The following is a 19,297-nucleotide window of genomic DNA, read 5'->3' on the forward strand; positions in this document are numbered from 1 at the left end:
TGTTTTTTCCGGTCTGACCGGTAATTAAGAGCAGTACTGCCGCCAGCGGTACTGCTCTTTTTTTTGGTACAACGTACCTGGTTTATCGAGCGCTCAATTCATAATAACATACCCCTCAGGGATTTTTTTAAACTTTAAATGATGAGTAAATAAGAGTGTTTTAAGTACGTCTTTAACAGGTTCATTTCTAAACCTGCCATTAATAGCAAAGCCTTTCAAATCTTGCTTTTCGAATTGCAGTGTAATATTATAATAAGAGGCTACTTGCGCTAAAGCCTCCGTCAAACTTGTATTGTCAAATTCCAGTGTACCATCTTCTGTATAAGGTTTAATTTGCCCTATCTTATCAAATACTGATTTTTCGCCCGCATCGCCAACCTGGCTATATTGCTGTCCTGGGGTCAGCCTTAAAGCTGTAAAGCCTTTTTGCTGACTGCCTATTTCAACCTTACCTGTATATAAGCGTATTTTTTCCAGCTGATAGTTTTTATAGTTCTCTACGGTGAAAGAAGTGCCTAAAGCTGTAGTTGATAGTTTTGCTGAATACACAGTAAAAGGTCTATGCTTATCCTTCGCAATCTCAAAAAAACCTTTTCCTTTAATCAGGAATACTTTACGGTTATTTGCAGCGAATGCCGCCGGATATTTAAATACGGAACCAGAGTTTAGGGTAACCACAGAGTGATCTGTCAGCGTAATAATTTTAACCGAACCTACAGGTACAGTGACGGTGGTAAACGAAGTTTGTTGTTTTAGGCTTTCAGCCTTGCGATGTGCTAAATATCCTAAAGTGGAAACCAGCAATAAGGATGCTGCAACTGCTACTTTGATAAAAAGCCTGAATACAGGTCTTATTTTAACTGGTGAAGCAATTACCGGATTTTCTTCTGCAATTACCTGGATTTCCATCTTCTGTCCTTCAACCGCTGGCATCATATCCAGGTAGTCTAAATCAAATTCTCCATTTTCTACTAACAGGAAAAACTCATCCAGCTCTGCTGCATTCAATTCTTTTTCAAGAAACCTACGGTATAGCTTCTTTTTCTCGCTCGACTTCATACTACTATATACTATCGAACGGTCTCTTAAGGGGGGATAGAATTAAAATAAATTATCCAGAGAAAACAGAAGTGGTAAAAATAAATAAAGATAATCAGCCGCATCAGCAAGTTTATTCAGATCTCTCTTTGCTAAACTCATGTGCTCTTTAATGGTTTCTTTGCTCACAGAGAGCATATTAGCAGCCTCAGCATAGGTAAATCCGTCAATTTTACATAATTCGAAGGTCTGTCTGCGCTTAGCAGGAATACGTCCCATAATTTTACGGAGCAAGGCCAGGTCCATAGCCGCAGTAATTGCAACATGCTGACTCGCCTCTTCCTGGGCAGACAAATATCTTCCACGAAACACAAGCTTCATCTTCTGATCGGATAGTGTACGCTTTAACCAGGTAAAAGTTACATTTTTTGTAATCGTAAATAGATAAGGCTTAAGCTCCCGATCAGGGTCGATATTTCCCCTTGCTTCCCAGAGACGCAGAAAAACATCACTGGTTAGCTCGTCTGCGAGTTCTGCAGCACGTGTATGTTGAAAACAGTAAGATCTGATATCTTTATAATACAGCCTATAAACCTGGGTAAAAGCATATTCATCACCACTAATGAAATCCTGAATAATACCTTTTGTTAATACTGTCATACCTTGCAAATTTAAGTTTCAGAACGACGTAGTATATCAACTACAGATTAAATAAATGTTAACTTAAATGAAACAATTATTAATCAGGCCTGATAATAGTCAAACTTGATTTCAAATCGACTGGAACCCGGGAATCAAAAAGAACTTTGGCTTTTTCGCTGGCAGCTTCAGTCTTAACCTGGCTAGTACCAGCATAGCTTTTTTGAAGACAACTCTGGATCAGCGGATCTGAAAGATCACCAAAAGGTTTTAAGGGAAGTACAGACAATTCATCCGCTGTTTGATCTGGTATTAATCCATTACTGTAGTCACCTTTTCCGGAAGCATTGTATAATTTAAAAATCATAGGATAGATTTCCCACTTCGGAACCAGCTGCGGATTTCTATAGTCTTTAATTACAAAACTGGCCATATCCTTACCTAGTGTTTGCTGCCCGGATTGAATAACAGTTATATAAGGCCTTAACGAATTGATCAGCAGTTCGGCAGCAGAAGCAGTATGGCTACCTGTCAATACATAAACTCTGCTGAGGTTGAGACGATAATTGGAAAGCCCGGAAAAGCTGATTTTCTGGACGGTTTGAACCTTACCCAGTTCTGCTCCAAAACTACTTTTTCTTGTTCCTGCATTGGAATTTCCTCTGTATTCTACAAAAGTAGCTCCTTCGGTAACATTTGAAGAGATCATCGCCGCTAAGGTAGCCGCAACAGGTACACTCCCCCCCGGATTATAACGCAGGTCAACAATTAATTCCTGAACCTGTTCTTGTTTGAAATACGTAAAGGCTTTTTTTAACTGTACTAGAGCACTTTCTTCAAAGGAATTCAAAAACAGATAGCCATAAGTTTGATGACCAGCTTCAAAAACCTGATAAGTATATACTGGATCTTCCGAATTGATTAACCTGGAAATTTTAATTGTTCCGGTTTTCCCCACCAATTCGAGTTCGGTACTTTGCTGCAGGATACTAGTAGTGGTCAGCGCTGCGATATTAGCTGGGGAAGGTACTGTCCCATTAATCGTTTTAATTATATCTCCACGCGCCAATCCTTTCTCTGCACCTCCGGAACCAGGAACAACCAGGCTAATTACCGTCTGAAGCTGTCCATCACCAGTTTGCAGGGTAATCCAATCCAAACCCAAAATATGCGCTAAAGATGGGGGATAACTTTCCGGAAGATCAGGATTTACCAGTGCAGAGAAACGGTCAGCCCCATTCCGTATCCCTTTAAAAAAAGTTGAAGGATCAGTATTCAGACTTGGTTTTCCTGGTAAGCTGGAATTCCAGTAATAATAGACTTTCATACTGTCGAGTACCCAGGAATTGATGCTTTCCTGACTCCCGGCAGGATAATTTGGTTTATCTTCCGATTTCCGGCAACTGATAATGGAGAAAAAAAACAGGTATAACAGCAGCGTTTTGATCAACAGAGCGCATGTCTTCATAAAAACGTTTATATCGGTGTGCGGTAAAATTAGCCGCCTTGTATAAAGTTTATATTAAGATAAAAACATATAATGCTGCGAAATGCCATTACGCTCCTCAGTTAGTAAAACTATCATTATATTAGTCACATTTATTTAGATTATGATTAGAAAAACCAGTATTACAGCACTTTTCCTTGTATTTTTAAGCACGCAGCTTTTTGCACAAAAACTCATTATCGGAACTTATAACCTGCGTAATGACAATAAAGGAGACATCGGCAATTTATGGGTTCAAAGAGCTCCGATTGTCGCAAATCTTCTTCGTTTCCATCAATTTGATGTCTTCGGAATTCAGGAAGGATTTAAAAACCAACTGGACGACATCAACAATGCTTTACCCGAATACGCGCATTATGGCCGTGGAAGAGATGATGGAAAGGACGGTGGCGAACATTCTTCGATTTTCTATAAAAAAGACAAATTCAAGCTTTTAAAGAAGGGAGACTTCTGGTTATCAGAAAACCCTGATCAACCAGGTTTAGGCTGGGATGCCACTTGTTGTAACCGTATTTGCACCTGGGTCGAATTGCAGGATATAAAAACGGGTAGCAAATTCTATTATTTTAACGCACATTTTGACCATCAGGGAAAAATTGCAAGAGTAGAAAGCAGTAAGCTGATTGTCCGTAAAATGAAAGAAATCGCAGGAAATGGAGCAGCTGTATTTACAGGTGATTTAAATGGCGGACAAGACAGTGAATGGTATTTAACCTTAGCTAAATCTGGTTACCTGAAAGACACCTATAGCCAGGTCAAATATCCTTACGTAAACAATCCTTCTTTCAATGAATTCGGAAAACACCTGGATGGTGCTGAAATTATTGACCATGTATTTGTAACGAAAGATTTTAAGGCAAACAGATGGGGTGTTTTAACTGATTCTTACCAAGGTAAGTATCCTTCCGACCATTTTCCTATATTAGTGGAGGTAAACTTAAATAATAAGTAATGAACAAATCAAATAGAAGAAAATTTATCGGGACAGCTGCAGTTCTTGTTGCGGGAACCGCAGCAACAGCAATGCCCGTGATCTATGCAAATCATAACGAAATGAATAATAAAGAAGAATTTCCAGTAGTGCACCATGTTTTTTTCTGGTTGAAGAACCCTGCTTCAAAAGCAGATCGCGATCAGTTGGTTGCTGGTGTAAAAACGCTTTCAGCTATAGAAACAGTAAACCACCTTAAAGTTGGTATTGTAGCCAGTACAGAAAAACGTGATGTAGTGGATAACAGCTGGGCTGTCTCTGAACTGATTTTCTTTAAAGACCTGGCTGGACAAGCAGTTTACCAGACGCATCCGATACACCTGGAATTCATTAAAAATTGCAGCCACTTATGGGAAAAGGTTATTGTCTATGATGCTTTAGATGCCTGAGAAATCTCAGGCTACTGAAGTGCGATCCGGTAAGAACATCTCCGATCTCCGGAAACGATATGATCTAACCGGTTAATTTCCACTTTTTCTCCCAGGACGAACCGGAATACATTCAGCTCTCCAGAACAAAATCCCTGGCAGGAAGTTGCAGCAGCACAGATAGGACAATGATTTTCAACGAATAAATAGCCATCCCCATCCTTACTGTATTCAGCCATATATCCCTCCCGGCTTCTGATTTCTGTTAGCTTCGCAATCCTTTCTTCCAGCGTATCAAAAGCAGCTAATTCCAGCATATACTTATCTCTGCCTGTCTGCTCATTAGCATCCATTACACTTTGTAATGCATTATCCCCTAAAGTATTTCTGATCGTATTGATCAGCTTTACGGTAAGTTCAGCATGTGTATCGGGAAATTTTTCATGCCCTGAGGCTGTTAAACTAAAAAATTGCTTTGGTCTGCCTACCCCGCTGGATTCGTTCGTAGCTTCGATTAATCCTTCCTCCGTATATTTTAATAATTGTAGCCTCGCGCCTTCCTTTGTCATGCCAAGTTCTTGTGCAATTGCAGAAGCGGTTAAGGCACCACGGGTTTTAAGCAGCATCAGGAATCTGTTTGTCATCATAAATTAATAAAACAAGTGTTTAGTTGTTTTATTAACAAAAGTACTAACTTTGCTGAACTTATTCATATTTTAAATCATAGTTATGCCTTTAAAATTACATACGATTATAGTCATCTCTTCTTCGGAAAAGCAGCCGGTATTTCTTGTTCCCTATTGGAACGTGCTGATGCGAAAAACTTCCTGCTTATTTGCTGCTGCATCTGATTTTTCTTAAAAACCTTTAATTAAGCAATAAAAGGCCCTCATCAGTCTGTTTATTCTTCACCCTTAAAAAAATATTTTATGCGGGCAGGAATTGTTATGCCCAAAATAAAATGAAGCTGCCAACACAATCACAAACAAATGGAACAAATTATTAATAAAGTAGAACTGAGTGGTATTGTTACGCTTGATCTGATTAATTACAAACCTCTCAAACAAGAATATATAGTTTTTGATCTTGTCCCCTATTTATTTCAGAAATACCTGTTAAAAGAGAAAGTATTCAGAGTAGACATGATCCAGATCAACTGGAGTCAGTTTACGGGAAAAGAAGTGGTTCTTTTTTGTTCAAATGATGCGATTGTCCCCTACTGGGCATATGTATATATCACTTCACTGCTCAAGCCTTTTACTAACAAAGTCTACTTTGCCAATCAGCAGGATCATACAGAGCTGATCTGGATGGAAAGAGTAAAAAATATAGACTATAGCACATTCCATGAACAAAAAGTGGTGCTCAAAGCGAGTACTATAGTTCCTCCTGAAATCTATGTCTGCGCTGCAGGCTACCTGATGGAAAACGTGCAAAGCCTGATGTGGGGAGAAGCCGGCTCTCCTGTCATGATTTATAAAAAGAAAAAAAACTTATAAAAACCCCATAATGAAACCATCATGTGCAGCAGAACACCAACCGAAATGAACAAAATCGCGTAGCACATGATAGCTTCATCTCCATTAAACAACAATTATATACTGATGAAAACAACGCTAATTTACTCCTGCCTTTCAGCTTGCCTGATTTTATCTTCCTGCGGAAATTCTAAAAACCCGCAGCAGCAGGAGAATATACAAGAATTCCCCGTTTTATCCCTTACACCGCAAAAGGCTGATCTTTTTGCAGAATACCCAACCACACTGCAAGGCGAACAAACCGTAGAAATCCGTTCCAAAGTAGATGGTTACATAGAACAGGTCTATGTTTCGGAAGGTACAATAGTCAGTAAAGGGCAACCTTTATTTAAAATAGATGCCAATAGCTTCCAGCAGGAAATGAATAATAAAAATGCAGCCGTGCTTGCCGCTGCGGCTAACCTGGAAACTGCCAGCATTCAAACACAAAGGACAAAAGTACTGGTAGAAAAGAAAATTGTAAACTCCTTTGAGCTTACTTCTGCTAAAAATGCAGAGCAGGTAAAAAAAGCAGAGCTTAACCAGGCAAAAGCAGAGCTGTCGGCAGCGAAGTCCAAACTCGCTTATACCCATATTGTAAGTCCTATTAACGGGGTTGTAGGAAGTCTGCCTTATAAAATAGGCACCCTGGTGAGCAGTACCTCCGAAACTGCCTTAACCACTATTGCCAATACCAAGCAGATTTACGCTTACTTTTCTCTGAGCCAGCAGCAGTTAGGTGCATTCTTAAAGCAATACGATGGCCAGAAAGTCAATGAAAAGTTCAAACATATGCCACAGGTATCCCTATTGATGCAGGACGGTGAAATTTACAGCACAAAAGGTAAAATTGAAACACTGAGTGGTGTACTGAACGCTTCAACAGGGGCTGCAAATTTCAAAGCAGTATTTCCTAATCCAGAAGGTAAGTTATGGAGTGGCGCAAGTGCGACTATCAGAATCCCAACCCAGTTAAACCATGCGATTATGGTACCTAAGTCCACAACATTCGAATTGCAGGGTAAATACTTTGTCTTTAAAGTTGACCAGAAAAACATCGTTCACCATACAGCAATTGAAATTATGGAGGCTGTCACAGACAAAAACTATGTGGTGACCAAAGGACTGGCCGCAGGCGACCAGATCGTTACCGAAGGCCTGGGCAATTTAAAAGACGGTATGAAAATCAAACCCAATCCTTCAACCTCGAAATAAGCATAGACATGTTAAAGAAATTTATTGAAAACCCGGTATTGTCTACGGTCATATCGATCATTATAGTTATCCTGGGGATATTAGGATTAATGTCCTTGCCAATTTCCCAATATCCAGATATTGCCCCGCCTACAGTTTCTGTAACGGCTGCTTATCAAGGTGCCAATGCCAATGTAGTGATGAAAAGCGTCATTATTCCACTAGAAGAGCAGATTAACGGGGTAGAGCACATGACTTACATGACTTCTACGGCAAGTAATAACGGAAGTGCGACGATTACCATCTTTTTTAAACAGGGAACGGATCCTGATCAGGCAGCGATCAACGTACAAAACAGGGTAACTAAAGCAACCAGCTTACTACCTGAAGAGGTCATTAAAGCTGGGATCACAACCAGTAAAGAGCTGAGTAGTCAAGCCTATAGTTTTTTATTATTCAGCAGCAACCCCGCCTACGACCAGAAGTTCCTTGACAATTACCTGAGGATAAACATCATGCCTCAAATGAAAAGGGTAAATGGTGTGGGAAGTACACAAATTTACGGCATGCAGGAATATTCCATGAGAATCTGGTTAAAACCTGATGCCATGGCAAATCAGGGCTTAATCCCCGATGATATTGTAGCGGCGTTAAGGGAACAGAATATTGAAGCTGCACCTGGTAAATTAGGAGAAAACAGCAATCAATCTGTCCAGTATACTTTAAAATATACCGGCCGTTTACAAGAAGTTAAACAGTTTGAAGACATCATTCTTCGCAGTGCTAAACAAGGTGGTTTGTTACGTCTTAAAGATGTAGCAGACATAGAATTCGGTGCACAGGATTATACCACTTCTTTGATCACGCAAGGAAAGGTTTCTTCTGGTGGTGCAATTAGCCAGACTTCTGGTGCGAATGCCAGAGAATTGATTATTGCCTGTGAAAATATTTTAAAAGAGGCTTCGAAAGATTTCCCTCCAGGGGTAACTTACCACACCTTTTTAAATGCTAACGATTTCCTTGATGCTTCGATTGAGAAAGTAATTTCCACCCTTGCAGAAGCATTTATCCTGGTTTTTATTGTTGTATTTATCTTCCTTCAGGATTTAAGATCAACTTTAATTCCTGCTATTGCGGTACCGGTAGCCATTATTGGAACGTTCTTTTTCCTGAAGCTTTTTGGTTTCACGATCAACTTACTTACTTTATTCGCTTTAGTATTGGCGATTGGAATTGTGGTCGATGATGCGATTGTAGTTGTCGAAGCGGTACATGCGAAACTGGATCAGGGCGCAAAATCTGCTAAAAAAGCCACCATGCATGCGATGAGTGAAATCAGTGGTGCGATCATTTCGATCACCCTGATTATGTCGGCGGTATTCTTGCCTGTAACTTTTATTACAGGCTCCGCAGGAGTCTTTTACAAGCAATTCGGACTAACACTTGCAGTGGCTATTGTAATCTCGGCGGTAAATGCTTTAACGCTAAGTCCTGCTTTATGTGCTATATTTTTGAAACCACACGTGCCAGAAGATCATAAGCGTCCAACTGGATTCTTACCTAAATTCTATGCAGGCTTTAATACTGCATTTGAAGCAGTGACCAATAAATACATTGGAGGGGTCCGGTTTTTGATCCGCAGAAAATGGATTTCTATAGCCGGGATCGCTGTATTTGCAGGTATATTTTATTTCCTGATCAAGACCACCCCTACAGGGTTTGTACCGAATGAAGACAGTGGAGCTATTTTCGGAGATATTATTCTCCCTCCTGCTTCGACATTAAAACGTACAGAAGAAATCACCAATCTAGTAGATAGTATAGCCAGGTCTATACCTGAAGTAGAACTTTCTTCCAGGTTAGCAGGAATGGATTTAATTAATGGATTTGGTGGTTCTTATGGCGCATTATTTATCCGCCTGAAACCATGGAAAGAAAGGAAAGGTAAAAATCAGGATGTGACCAGTATCGTCAATCAGTTGTTTGCCAAAACAGGCCATATTAAAGGTGCTAAGGTTATTTTCTTTGCTTCACCGACCTTACAGGGCTTTGGAAATAACAACGGTTTTGAAGTTCAGCTTCAGGACAAAACAGGTGGTAGTTATACAAATTTCTCGGAAAACATAGGGAAGTTCATGGCTGCATTGAATCAGCGTCCGGAAATCATGTATGCAGCAACACCATTTAATATGGGCTTCCCTGAATTGGAAGTAAATGTAAATGTCGCTAAATGTAAAGATGCCGGCGTCAATGTAAAGACTGTATTGAATACACTTCAAGGATATTATGGTGGATTATATGCTTCAGATTTTAACAAATTTGGTAAGCAATACCGGGTAATGATACAATCTCATCCCGATTCCAGAGGTAAAGAAGCAGATATCAATAAGGTATTTGTAAGAACAGATAAAGGCGTAATGGCGCCTATTACAGAGTTCGTGACCCTTAAAAAGACTTATGGTCCTGAGTTTATCAACCGCTTTAACTTATTTACTTCTACTACAGTAACCGGGACACCTAAAATAGGCTACAGCTCTGGAGATGCAATCAGGGCAATCAATGAAGTAGCTGCACAGACTTTGGGCCGTGGTTATTCCCATGAATTTTCCGGGCTAACTAAAGAAGAACTTTCCAGCGGCAGCCAGACGACCTTAATCTTTGCCCTGTGCTTAATTTTTATCTATTTTCTGCTGAGTGCACAGTATAAAAGTTATATCCTGCCTATGGCCGTATTATTGTCCTTGCCGATTGGATTAGCAGGTGCATTTATCTTTGCTAAACTATTTGGAATAGATAACAATATCTTTTTGCAGATCAGTTTAATCATGCTGATCGGATTGCTGGCCAAAAATGCGATTCTGATTGTCGAATTTGCACTGATGCACAGATTAAGCGGCAGAAGCATTACTCAATCGGCTATTTATGGTGCAAAAGCAAGATTAAGACCAATCTTAATGACCTCCTTCGCTTTCATTTTCGGACTGATTCCATTAATGCTGGCCACAGGTGCAGGTGCATTGAGTAATAAATCAATTGGAACAGCTGCTGTTGGCGGAATGCTGATAGGTACCCTGTTTGGCGTCTTTGTAATCCCTGTATTATTTATTCTTTTCCAGGCTTTACACGAGAAAATATCAGGTGTACATCCGCCTAAGCATGAGCCTTCACCTCTTCCAGAATCATTTAATCATGTCGGGTTCAGCTGACAAAGTAAAAACAGATCAATAAATGAAAAAAATATATCACTCTTTCCTGATTCCCCTAGTGATCGTTTCGGGCTTATGGAGTTCTTGTAAGGTAACCAGGCCTTATAGCAAACCCACAATTTCTACTGCGCCGGCTTACCGTGATGCAGGTCTTTCAGATACAACAAATATGGCAGCTTTAAAGTGGTCAGCTATGTTCACTGATACCGTATTAAACCATTTAATCTTACAAGGTTTACAAGCGAATTTTAATTTGAAGATCGCGATTGAGCGGATCAATGAGGCCAAGGCAAATTTAAGAAGGAGCAAAGCTGCTTTTTTACCTGAGGTTAATACCAATGTTTCGGTGAAGCAATCCAAGCTTGCCTATCCGCAAAGCTTTGGAATTTTCGACAATGCTACGCAGTATGATTTTGGTATTACAACGGCCTGGGAAATTGATGTCTGGGGTAAATTAAGCAGTGCAAAACGGGCATCACTAGCAGAACTGCTGGCTTCTGATGCCGCTAAAAGAGCAATACAGACGCAACTGATAGCCAACATTGCCAATTACTATTATGATTTGCTAACGCTGGACGAACAATTAGCTGTGACACAAAAAACGGCCTTAAACAGAAAAGCTGATGCAGAAGCCATTCAACTTCTTTTTGAAAGCTCTGTATTAAATGGAGTCGCAGTGGTACAAAGTGAAGCCAATTATTATGAGGCAGATCTGGCTATTCCTGATATCGAGCAAAAAATCAAAGAAACAGAACATGCTTTAAGCGTTTTACTGGCCAGAACACCCGCGAAAATTGAAAGGACATCTTTGCAGCAGCAAAAACTGGATTATGATTTAAAGCCCGGCATTCCTGCTCAGTTGTTAGCGAACAGACCTGATGTACAACAGGCAGAGTATGTTTTCAGAGCCGCATTTGAGCGCACCAACGTGGCAAAAACCAATTTCTATCCTGCTTTAACCATTACCGCAGCAGGAGGTTTTTCCAGCCTTACCCTTAAGGAGTGGATTAATAGTGCTGGTTTATTTGCAAATATTGCTGGTGGCCTTACCCAACCTCTTTTCAACAGAGGTATCAATAAGGCGAAGTTAACAACTGCACAATCTCAGCAAAATCAGGCGCTGTATAATTTTGAATTATCTCTTTTAAAAGCAAGTCAAGAGGTATCCGATGCATTAGCTGTTTACCAGTCTGCCATACAAAAAGCTGGTAAGCGGCAAAAACAGTTAACCGCTTTAACGAAAGCGTTATCCTTTAATAAGGAACTGCTGAATTACAGTAAAAATACAAATTATACAGATGTTCTCACTGCTGAACAGAATCTGCTGACTGCAGAACTCAAAGGCATCAATGATCAGAGTCAGAAACTACATGCGGTGGTCAATTTATACCGCGCTTTAGGTGGTGGGTGGAATTAGGTTGTTCAGACAGCTGCAAAGATTACTTTCGGGTAGTTTTTGCAGCCTGTTTTTTTTAATTGTATTGCTTATCTTTATCCTATGAACACGAATCCAATAAATAACCCATACTATTCCAGAACGAACGGCACCAAATTAGAGGTTTCCAATACGGAATGGAAAAAGATACTGCCAGCTGATTTATACCATGTTGCAAGAGAGCAAGGTACTGAACGTGCATTTGCTGGAAAGTATTGGGATAGCGAAGAAATCGGTACTTATTATTGTGCGGTTTGCGGAAATGTGTTATTTAAATCTGATGCTAAATTTGCCAGCAGCTGTGGATGGCCGAGTTTCTTTGAAACCATTAAACCAAGCAGTGTAATTTATAAAGAAGATATCAGCTATGGCATGCGCAGAGTGGAAGTAACCTGTGGCCGTTGCGATTCTCACCTGGGACATATTTTCAATGACGGGCCAGCGCCAACGCATCAGAGATTTTGTATGAATTCTGTTTCACTTGAATTTGAGCCTGATCAGCAATAAAAGTAAACCTGATCAGCAGTATAACAAAACTGACCAGCAATAACTTTATACAGGACACAATCTTGTTACTATCCGGAGGATAAAACCTTTTATAGCTACCTTTAATTTAGATTTATTTATCAACCCTGAATTAATGAAAGCTACTCAAAAACACTCTTATCTAAAGCATAGCACAAAAGCTCTTGTTATTTCCCTGCTGCTCACAGGAAATATTGGTTATGCACAAACAAAAAACCAGGTTATTGACAATATTGTAAAAGAAGCTACTGAAAACTCACAGTTAGAAAATCTTGCACATGAATTAATGGATGTAGTAGGCCCGCGTTTAGTAGGTTCGCCGCAAATGAAACAAGCCAATGACTGGGCAGTAACTAAATATGCAGATTGGGGAATCACAGCAAAAAATGAGAAATGGGGAGAATGGCGCGGATGGGAAAGAGGAATATCTCATATTGACATGGTTTATCCCCGTGTAAAATCTTTAGAAGGAATGCAAGTAGCCTGGAGCCCGGGTACTAAAGGAAAATCTATAGTTGCAGAAACGGTAGTCTTTCCAATGCTCACAGATTCAATCGCCTTCAAGAACTGGTTGCCAACAGTTAAAGGAAAATTCGTCCTGTTTTCTATGAACCAGCCAACAGGCAGGCCTGATTATAACTGGGCAGAGTTTGCGACTCCTGAATCTTTTGAGAAAATGAAGACCAGCAGAGCCACACAAACTACTGCATGGCAGGCTAACGTAAAAAAAACAGGCTTAACCCTAAAAACCCTGCCAGCTGCATTTGAAAAGGCAGGCGCAATGGGTGTAGTAACTTGTAATTGGTCGAATGGCTTTGGTTCAAATAAGATATTCGGCGCCAATACAAAGACAATTCCTACCGTTGATATCTCTTTAGAAGATTACGGACTATTATATAGATTAACCGAGTCTGGAAACAAACCTAAAATAAGTGTTCATGTAGAATCCAAAGAACAAGGTCTGGTTCCCACTTTCAATACAATTGCCGAAATTAAAGGCACAGAGAAACCTGATGAATATGTGATTTTATCTGCGCATTTCGATTCTTGGGATGGCGGAACTGGTGCAACTGACAACGGTACAGGAACAATTACGATGATGGAAGCCGCAAGGATTTTGAAAAAGATGTACCCTAATCCCAAAAGGACTATTTTAATTGGACATTGGGGCAGCGAAGAGCAAGGCTTAAATGGCTCCAGAGCTTTTGTAGAAGATCATCCGGAAATTGTAAAAAATATACAGGTAGTGTTTAACCAGGACAATGGTACTGGAAGAGTTGTCAATCTTGCAGGACAAGGTTTCCTGAATTCTTATGATTACCTGGGCCGCTGGTTAACAAACGTACCAGAAAGTATCAAAAAACATATTACAACCAATTTCCCTGGTACTCCGGGTGGTGGTGGCTCTGATTTTGCATCCTTTGTTGCTGCAGGTGCACCAGCATTCTCTTTAAGTTCTAACAGCTGGTCTTATGGAACTTATACCTGGCATACGAACAGGGATACTTATGATAAAATTGTATTTGATGATGTACGCAATAATGCGACGCTGACTGCAATTCTCGCTTATATGGCTAGTGAAGATCCAGTAAAAACATCGAGAGACAGAGTTATGTTACCTGTTAATCCCAGAACCGGTGAACCAGGTACCTGGCCTCCTATTGTAAAACCTACCCGTAAAGGTGGAGTGAACTAGATAATGTACAACAAAGCAGATACGGTATTACAGCAAAAAGCAGATGAATGGTTAAAAAAACAAAATAAATAGCCATATCCTTATGGAATCAACTTCGTGGGCGCATCCTGTTTGTATATTAAATAATAGCGCTTATGAAAAATCCTATGCTAATTTGTATAGCTCTGGCATCAACAATACTGTACAGTTGCCGTCAGGATAATGGTAAAAACCCGGAAAAACCAATTGCCACAAACTGCTACATGGCTGTAGATGGCAAAGATACCGCCAGGATGGAACTTCAATCTTTCAGCAAAGGGAGAGTAAGTGGAAATCTGGTAGTCAACTATTATAAAAAAGATGACAATCATGGAGAATTTGAAGGCGCATTTAAAGGTGATACCTTATTTGTTATTTATTCCTTCAAAATTGGCAAAAATCCTACAGGTTATAAAAACCCGCTTGCCTTCTTGAAAAAAGACAACAAATTAGTGATGGGCATTGGAAAGATGGAAGGGGTATTGGGCAGAATCTATTTCAGAAAAGACGTCCCGATAGACTTTGCGCAAGGTAGATTTACCTATGCCCCAGTGAACTGTAAAAAGGAGCTCAAATAGCTCCTTTTTTCTCTAGTATATTTTTAAGGTTATCCAGCCCGACTAGAAAAATCTAACTATCCACTGATCATTCTGGCCGAAGAAAATACTTCCGTAAAGGAAGAAAACTATCATCCATTTCGTAAACCAGCGGAATTCCCGTTGGCACCTCATAATTGATAATATCTTCATCCGAAAGCTGATCAAGATATTTGACCAGTCCACGGAGTGTATTCCCATGGGCTGCAATCAAAATATGTTTCCCGCTTTTAAGTGCTGGTGAAATTTCATTCTGATAATAAGGGATAACCCTTTTCATCATTGTTTCCAGACTTTCAGTTAAAGGTAAAAGTGAAGGATCTATACCCGCGTAACGCAGATCTTTAAAAGGTGAACGGATATCTTCTGCAGTTAGTGCTGGTGGCGGGACCGTAAAACTTCTTCTCCAGGTTAACACTTGTGCTGCGCTATACTTAGTTATGGTATCAGCCTTATTAAGTCCCTGAAGCGCACCATAGTACCGTTCGTTCAACTGCCATGCTTTGATTTCCGGAATCCAGAGTGAATCCATAGCTTCCAATACAATATGCAAAGTTTTAATTGCTCTTTTAAGCACAGAGGTATAGGCAATATCAAAAGTAAAACCTGCTTTAGCGAGTAATTGACCGGCCTGTAAAGCCTCAGCCCTGCCCTGCTCACTTAAATCGACATCTTCCCAGCCCGTAAACCTGTTTTCAAGGTTCCATTCACTTTGCCCATGCCGGATTAAAACTAGTTTATTCATGAAAATTTATTTATGCTCTTATAGAACATCAAAACAAAGCTTTTGTTTAATTAGCCCTGCCAGAATAAATTTCTGAAATCTCCAGGTTCATTTTGCCGGTCTCCTGAATCAGGTCATGCAAAATATCTTCCTGTTTATATTTAGTAACTGCCATATTTAATCATTTAAAAGGGGCATTAACTCAATCTTTTCCCATGCATCAATCTGTCTACAGCTTCTTTAAACGAACCTGCCCTGGTTACTTCTCCCGAATTGATGAAGAAGATCTCATCTGCATTTTCAATCGTATTTAACCGGTGTGCAATCACTACTAGAGCTGTTTCTTTAGGCAAGTTAGCTAAAATCTGACCAAGCAGCTGTTCGGTTATCGTATCAATATTAGCAGTAGCTTCATCCAGAATCAACAACTCCGGTTTACGCAACACTGCCCGCATAAAAGCAATCAGTTGTTTTTGTCCGATACTCAAACTATTCCCACCAGATAAGATTGCTGTATCCAATCCTTCATCAAAGGTAGCCAGTAATCCTTCTAATTTAGCCTCTTTCAATACATTCAGGAATTGTTCATTGCTGAATTTATGATAACGCGGATTACTATAGAGAATATTTTCGCGTACCGTTCCTGTAAACAAGAAAGGCTCCTGCAGGATAAAACCAATTTTTTCCGCACGCTCTTCTGCGCTGTAAGTACGGATATCTTTTCCACTTAACAGGATTGTACCTTCCAATGGATCATACAATCGGGCCATTAATGACGCTGTTGTTGTTTTACCACCACCTGTTGGCCCTACCAGCGCATAGGTTTTACCACGTTCCATCGCAAAGCTGATATTGTGCAGGATCTCATAACCACCAGGATAACCAAAGTGTACATTTCTGAATTCAAGTACCGCATTTGTCGGGTTCTCCGTATCATCATAAGAAATGGTCACCAGGTTATTGTTGAGCGATAAAATCTGGCTGATCCTGTCCCAGCCCGCCAAAGCTAACTGGAAACTCGTCCATAAGGCCGCCAGTTGACGCAGCGGATTGTAAAAATTGGTTGCATAAGACAGGTAACTCACCAATAAACCTATCGTAAAGTTCCCTTGTGTAATCAGGTAAATACCAAAAGACAATACCGTCAATTGTGCAATTGATGAAAACAACCCAAACACAGGAAGAAAAATATTATTAGCCAGGCCTGCACCAATCGCAGTTTTATAATTTTTCTGATTAGCGAGATCAAATCGCTTTCTGAAATAATCGCGCCTGTTAAAAGCGATGATCACCTTAAAATTATTCAAGCTCTCCTGAATTTCAGCACTCATTGCACCCGTACTTTTCAGATTTAATGCATTTTTTTTCTTAATCCATGGAGAGATTAATTTGGTAAAAATCAAAATAAAAGCAGCAGGCACCAAAGCCGCCAGTCCCAATTCGATATTGATGATCAGCAAAAAGATTCCCGCTCCGATCATGATCACAATATTACTGATAAACTGCATCAATGCCTGTGAGAAGAACTGACTAAGTTTATCCGTATCATTATTGACCCTGGAAATCAGATCACCTGCTTTATTTTCATTAAAAAAAGCAAGCGGAAGTTGTTGAATCTTATTAAAGATCGTATTCCGCAGCTCGAAAATAATACGCTGTCCCAATCCTCCCATTAACTTGGTCTGAAAATAACTGCTTACAAAAGCAATCACATACATCGCTAAAAGGATACCTGAAAATACCAGTACGCCATGATACTGTTTAGTCAGGATATATTTATCAATGGTGTGCCCGATTAAAAAGGGGCCCAGTAAATTCAAAAATGCGTTCAGCAGTACCGCACTAAGTGCAATAATTAATGTTTTTCTTTCCTGTTCTACCAACTTTAACAAGCTCTTTATACCCGACCAGGTAGAACTTTTCGCTTCCCCATCGGGCAGACTGTTCAGGTTATAATTCATAATTGCTTGTACTTTGTTGAGAGTTAAGAATCTGTATATATTCCGGGCTTTTTTGTATCAGCTCTTCATGCGTTCCTTCCGCCAGCAACTCACCCTGCATCAGCAGAATAATCTTCTCATAATGCTGTACGGCTGCAATTTTCTGCGTCACAGAGATCAAAGTAAGCCCTGGATAATTTGCAGTAATATTGGCCAGTATTTTTTGTTCCGTTTGCGGGTCAACCCTTGCCGTAAAATCATCAAGCAATAATATTTTTGGATTTAAAGCTAGCGCCCGGGCTAACATGATCCGTTGTTTCTGTCCCCCGGAAAGACTTAGCCCCCGCTCCGAAACTCTAGTATTCAAACCTTCGGGCATGGCCTCTATAAAGTCTTTCAATTCTGCAGTTGCTATAGATTTTTCCAGAGATTCATCAGTAACCAGATCACTAAAAGCAATATTTTCACGGATACTCATGTTAAACATAATACTATCCTGAAATACAAATCCTACCTGTGCATGAAAAGCTTCAGACTGATATTCTTCAATAGGTTTACCATCATACAACACTTTTCCTGAACTCGCATGAATAAGCCCTGTCAGCAGGTAAAGCAATTGAGATTTGCCCGCAGCCGTAGGCCCGATAATCGCAAGCTTTGAACCAGGTTCCACTTTAAAAGAAATATCCTTCAATGCAAATTTCTCTCCATAAGTAATGCACACAGCTTCGACCTCAATTGATCCGGTCAGATTTGTTTTTAACGTACCAGTTTCTGCAGGATCTTCTGCATTCAGCACTTGACTTATCCTTCCAAAAGATGCCGTAGCCTGCGCAATAACGTTGCTCATAAAACCAATCACCAGGATCGGGAAAATCAATAACGCAAGGTAACTGTTGAAAGCCGCAAAATCCCCGATAGTCATACTCCCCTTAATCACATAATGCCCACCCAGCGCAAGAATCGTTAATCCAGCCATGTTTGCTGTAAAAACGATGATCGGAATCAGCCATGCAAATAACCGCAGAATAGAAATACCAATATTTTTTGCCTGTGTACTGGCATTAAAAAACTTTTCATATTCCAGTTGCTGGGAATTGATGACGCGGATCAGTGCAGCACCAAGAATACTTTCATTAATAACCTTGTTTAACCAGTCAATAACTTCTCTGCTTTTCTTAAATAGTACTTTTACCTTACCTAATACGATATAATACGCCCCGCCAATAATAGGAATAATACAGATTGTAGTTAAACCCAGTCTCCAGTTAATACTTAACAGCAAAATAGTAGCGCCGATAATAATAAAGATAGAAGACACTATAGAAACGATGGCCTGAGAAATAAACAACTTCACTGAATCCACATCTGAGGTCAGGTTAGTCAATAATTTTGAAGGATTGGTTTTCTCAATGAATACAAAGCTCTGTTCTGAGATTTTGCTGGTAATCCTGGTTCTCAGATCGCGTGCTACACGCTCCGAAGCGAAAGTCTGTACAATCCCCTGCAGGTAACTGAATACAAAAATAATCAGCGCGACTACGGTAAATTCTACAATAATGCCTTTATAGGAGAAGTCACCAGTATTATAGGCATCGATCCCATGACCAATCATCCGGGGAAGCCATAAATTCAATCCATTGCTGAACAAAGCAAATAGAATGAGCATGATGACCATTACTCTATAGGGTTTTAACAGGCTGAATATTCCCGGAGGACTCTTTTGATCAGTACTGATTTGTTCTTTCATTTTTAAAATTTATGCCTTCAATCCCAATCAATAGCCATTGGTTTATTGAGCTGATGAAGTTATAAATTTTTACAGGAATAATTTATCGGCAGTCTCGTTTTAATCATATTTTAACGGGGAATGAAATACTCAGACCGGTCAAATTAATTAAAA

17 protein-coding genes are annotated in these 19,297 nt (G+C 39.9%); 10 read left to right on the plus strand and 7 right to left on the minus strand.

Translation table 11 applies throughout. From position 1 onward, the window contains the following. Nucleotides 1-93 precede the first annotated feature (93 nt). The 3 genes from AY601_RS11955 to AY601_RS11965 all read right to left on the minus strand — a co-directional run bounded on the left by AY601_RS11955 (nucleotide 94) and on the right by AY601_RS11965 (nucleotide 3,145). On the minus strand, nucleotides 94-1,059 hold the full coding sequence (locus tag AY601_RS11955) for a FecR family protein (RefSeq protein WP_068401169.1): 966 nt from the start codon (nucleotides 1,057-1,059) through the stop codon (nucleotides 94-96). Between the two features lie 42 nt (nucleotides 1,060-1,101). Next, the gene (locus AY601_RS11960) at nucleotides 1,102-1,698 is read right to left on the minus strand and encodes an RNA polymerase sigma factor (protein ID WP_068401171.1); all 597 of its coding nucleotides are present in this window, start codon (nucleotides 1,696-1,698) and stop codon (nucleotides 1,102-1,104) included. Between the two features lie 79 nt (nucleotides 1,699-1,777). Further along, complete coding sequence (locus AY601_RS11965) at nucleotides 1,778-3,145, minus strand: S41 family peptidase (RefSeq protein ID WP_068401174.1); 1,368 nt, start codon at nucleotides 3,143-3,145, stop codon at nucleotides 1,778-1,780. 142 nt (nucleotides 3,146-3,287) lie between these two features. Between AY601_RS11965 and AY601_RS11970 the strand changes: the two genes are divergently transcribed. Beyond that, entirely contained in the window at nucleotides 3,288-4,136 is an 849-nt protein-coding gene (locus AY601_RS11970) for an endonuclease/exonuclease/phosphatase family protein (RefSeq protein ID WP_198163676.1), read from the plus strand. Then, nucleotides 4,136-4,564 (plus strand): Dabb family protein, encoded by a 429-nt coding sequence (locus AY601_RS11975; protein ID WP_068401178.1) that lies wholly within the window; start codon nucleotides 4,136-4,138, stop codon nucleotides 4,562-4,564. The genes AY601_RS11970 and AY601_RS11975 overlap by 1 nt, the downstream gene beginning before the upstream one ends. A gap of 11 nt (nucleotides 4,565-4,575) precedes the next feature. On the opposite strand, the gene AY601_RS11980 is transcribed toward AY601_RS11975, so the two are convergent. Continuing rightward, complete coding sequence (locus tag AY601_RS11980; RefSeq protein WP_068401180.1) at nucleotides 4,576-5,190, minus strand: helix-turn-helix transcriptional regulator; 615 nt, start codon at nucleotides 5,188-5,190, stop codon at nucleotides 4,576-4,578. Between the two features lie 82 nt (nucleotides 5,191-5,272). On the opposite strand from AY601_RS11980, the gene AY601_RS26220 reads away from it, so the two are divergent. From AY601_RS26220 to AY601_RS12015, 8 genes are all read left to right on the plus strand, one after another. Further along, on the plus strand, nucleotides 5,273-5,404 hold the full coding sequence (locus AY601_RS26220) for a hypothetical protein (protein WP_257722242.1): 132 nt from the start codon (nucleotides 5,273-5,275) through the stop codon (nucleotides 5,402-5,404). A gap of 128 nt (nucleotides 5,405-5,532) precedes the next feature. After that, nucleotides 5,533-6,042 carry a DUF2480 family protein gene (locus AY601_RS11985; protein ID WP_068401183.1) on the plus strand — a complete coding sequence of 170 codons (510 nt, stop codon included), beginning with the start codon at nucleotides 5,533-5,535 and terminating at the stop codon, nucleotides 6,040-6,042. Nucleotides 6,043-6,147: 105 nt separating this feature from the next. Beyond that, the gene (locus AY601_RS11990) at nucleotides 6,148-7,275 is read left to right on the plus strand and encodes an efflux RND transporter periplasmic adaptor subunit (RefSeq protein ID WP_068401186.1); all 1,128 of its coding nucleotides are present in this window, start codon (nucleotides 6,148-6,150) and stop codon (nucleotides 7,273-7,275) included. Between the two features lie 8 nt (nucleotides 7,276-7,283). Continuing rightward, on the plus strand, nucleotides 7,284-10,460 hold the full coding sequence (locus tag AY601_RS11995; RefSeq protein WP_084359227.1) for an efflux RND transporter permease subunit: 3,177 nt from the start codon (nucleotides 7,284-7,286) through the stop codon (nucleotides 10,458-10,460). A gap of 22 nt (nucleotides 10,461-10,482) precedes the next feature. After that, nucleotides 10,483-11,877, plus strand: coding sequence for an efflux transporter outer membrane subunit (locus AY601_RS12000; RefSeq protein WP_068401188.1), 1,395 nt, complete (start codon nucleotides 10,483-10,485; stop codon nucleotides 11,875-11,877). Nucleotides 11,878-11,958: 81 nt separating this feature from the next. Then, nucleotides 11,959-12,402 carry a peptide-methionine (R)-S-oxide reductase MsrB gene (gene msrB, locus AY601_RS12005; protein WP_068401192.1) on the plus strand — a complete coding sequence of 148 codons (444 nt, stop codon included), beginning with the start codon at nucleotides 11,959-11,961 and terminating at the stop codon, nucleotides 12,400-12,402. Nucleotides 12,403-12,535: 133 nt separating this feature from the next. Then, the gene (locus AY601_RS12010; RefSeq protein WP_068401195.1) at nucleotides 12,536-14,116 is read left to right on the plus strand and encodes a M20/M25/M40 family metallo-hydrolase; all 1,581 of its coding nucleotides are present in this window, start codon (nucleotides 12,536-12,538) and stop codon (nucleotides 14,114-14,116) included. A gap of 134 nt (nucleotides 14,117-14,250) precedes the next feature. Beyond that, entirely contained in the window at nucleotides 14,251-14,712 is a 462-nt protein-coding gene (locus AY601_RS12015; RefSeq protein WP_068401198.1) for a hypothetical protein, read from the plus strand. Between the two features lie 67 nt (nucleotides 14,713-14,779). Here AY601_RS12015 and gpmA read toward each other — a convergent pair whose 3' ends face one another. The 3 genes from gpmA to AY601_RS12030 form a co-directional block, all read right to left on the minus strand. Then, nucleotides 14,780-15,475 carry a 2,3-diphosphoglycerate-dependent phosphoglycerate mutase gene (gpmA, locus tag AY601_RS12020; protein ID WP_068401201.1) on the minus strand — a complete coding sequence of 232 codons (696 nt, stop codon included), beginning with the start codon at nucleotides 15,473-15,475 and terminating at the stop codon, nucleotides 14,780-14,782. Nucleotides 15,476-15,651: 176 nt separating this feature from the next. Next, complete coding sequence (locus tag AY601_RS12025) at nucleotides 15,652-17,415, minus strand: ABC transporter ATP-binding protein (RefSeq protein WP_068401204.1); 1,764 nt, start codon at nucleotides 17,413-17,415, stop codon at nucleotides 15,652-15,654. Beyond that, on the minus strand, nucleotides 17,405-19,144 hold the full coding sequence (locus AY601_RS12030) for an ABC transporter ATP-binding protein (protein WP_068401207.1): 1,740 nt from the start codon (nucleotides 19,142-19,144) through the stop codon (nucleotides 17,405-17,407). Before AY601_RS12030 ends, AY601_RS12025 begins: the two co-directional genes overlap by 11 nt. Between the last annotated feature and the right edge of the window lie 153 nt (nucleotides 19,145-19,297).

This window comes from Pedobacter cryoconitis (genome assembly GCF_001590605.1).
Classification (GTDB): domain Bacteria; phylum Bacteroidota; class Bacteroidia; order Sphingobacteriales; family Sphingobacteriaceae; genus Pedobacter; species Pedobacter cryoconitis_A.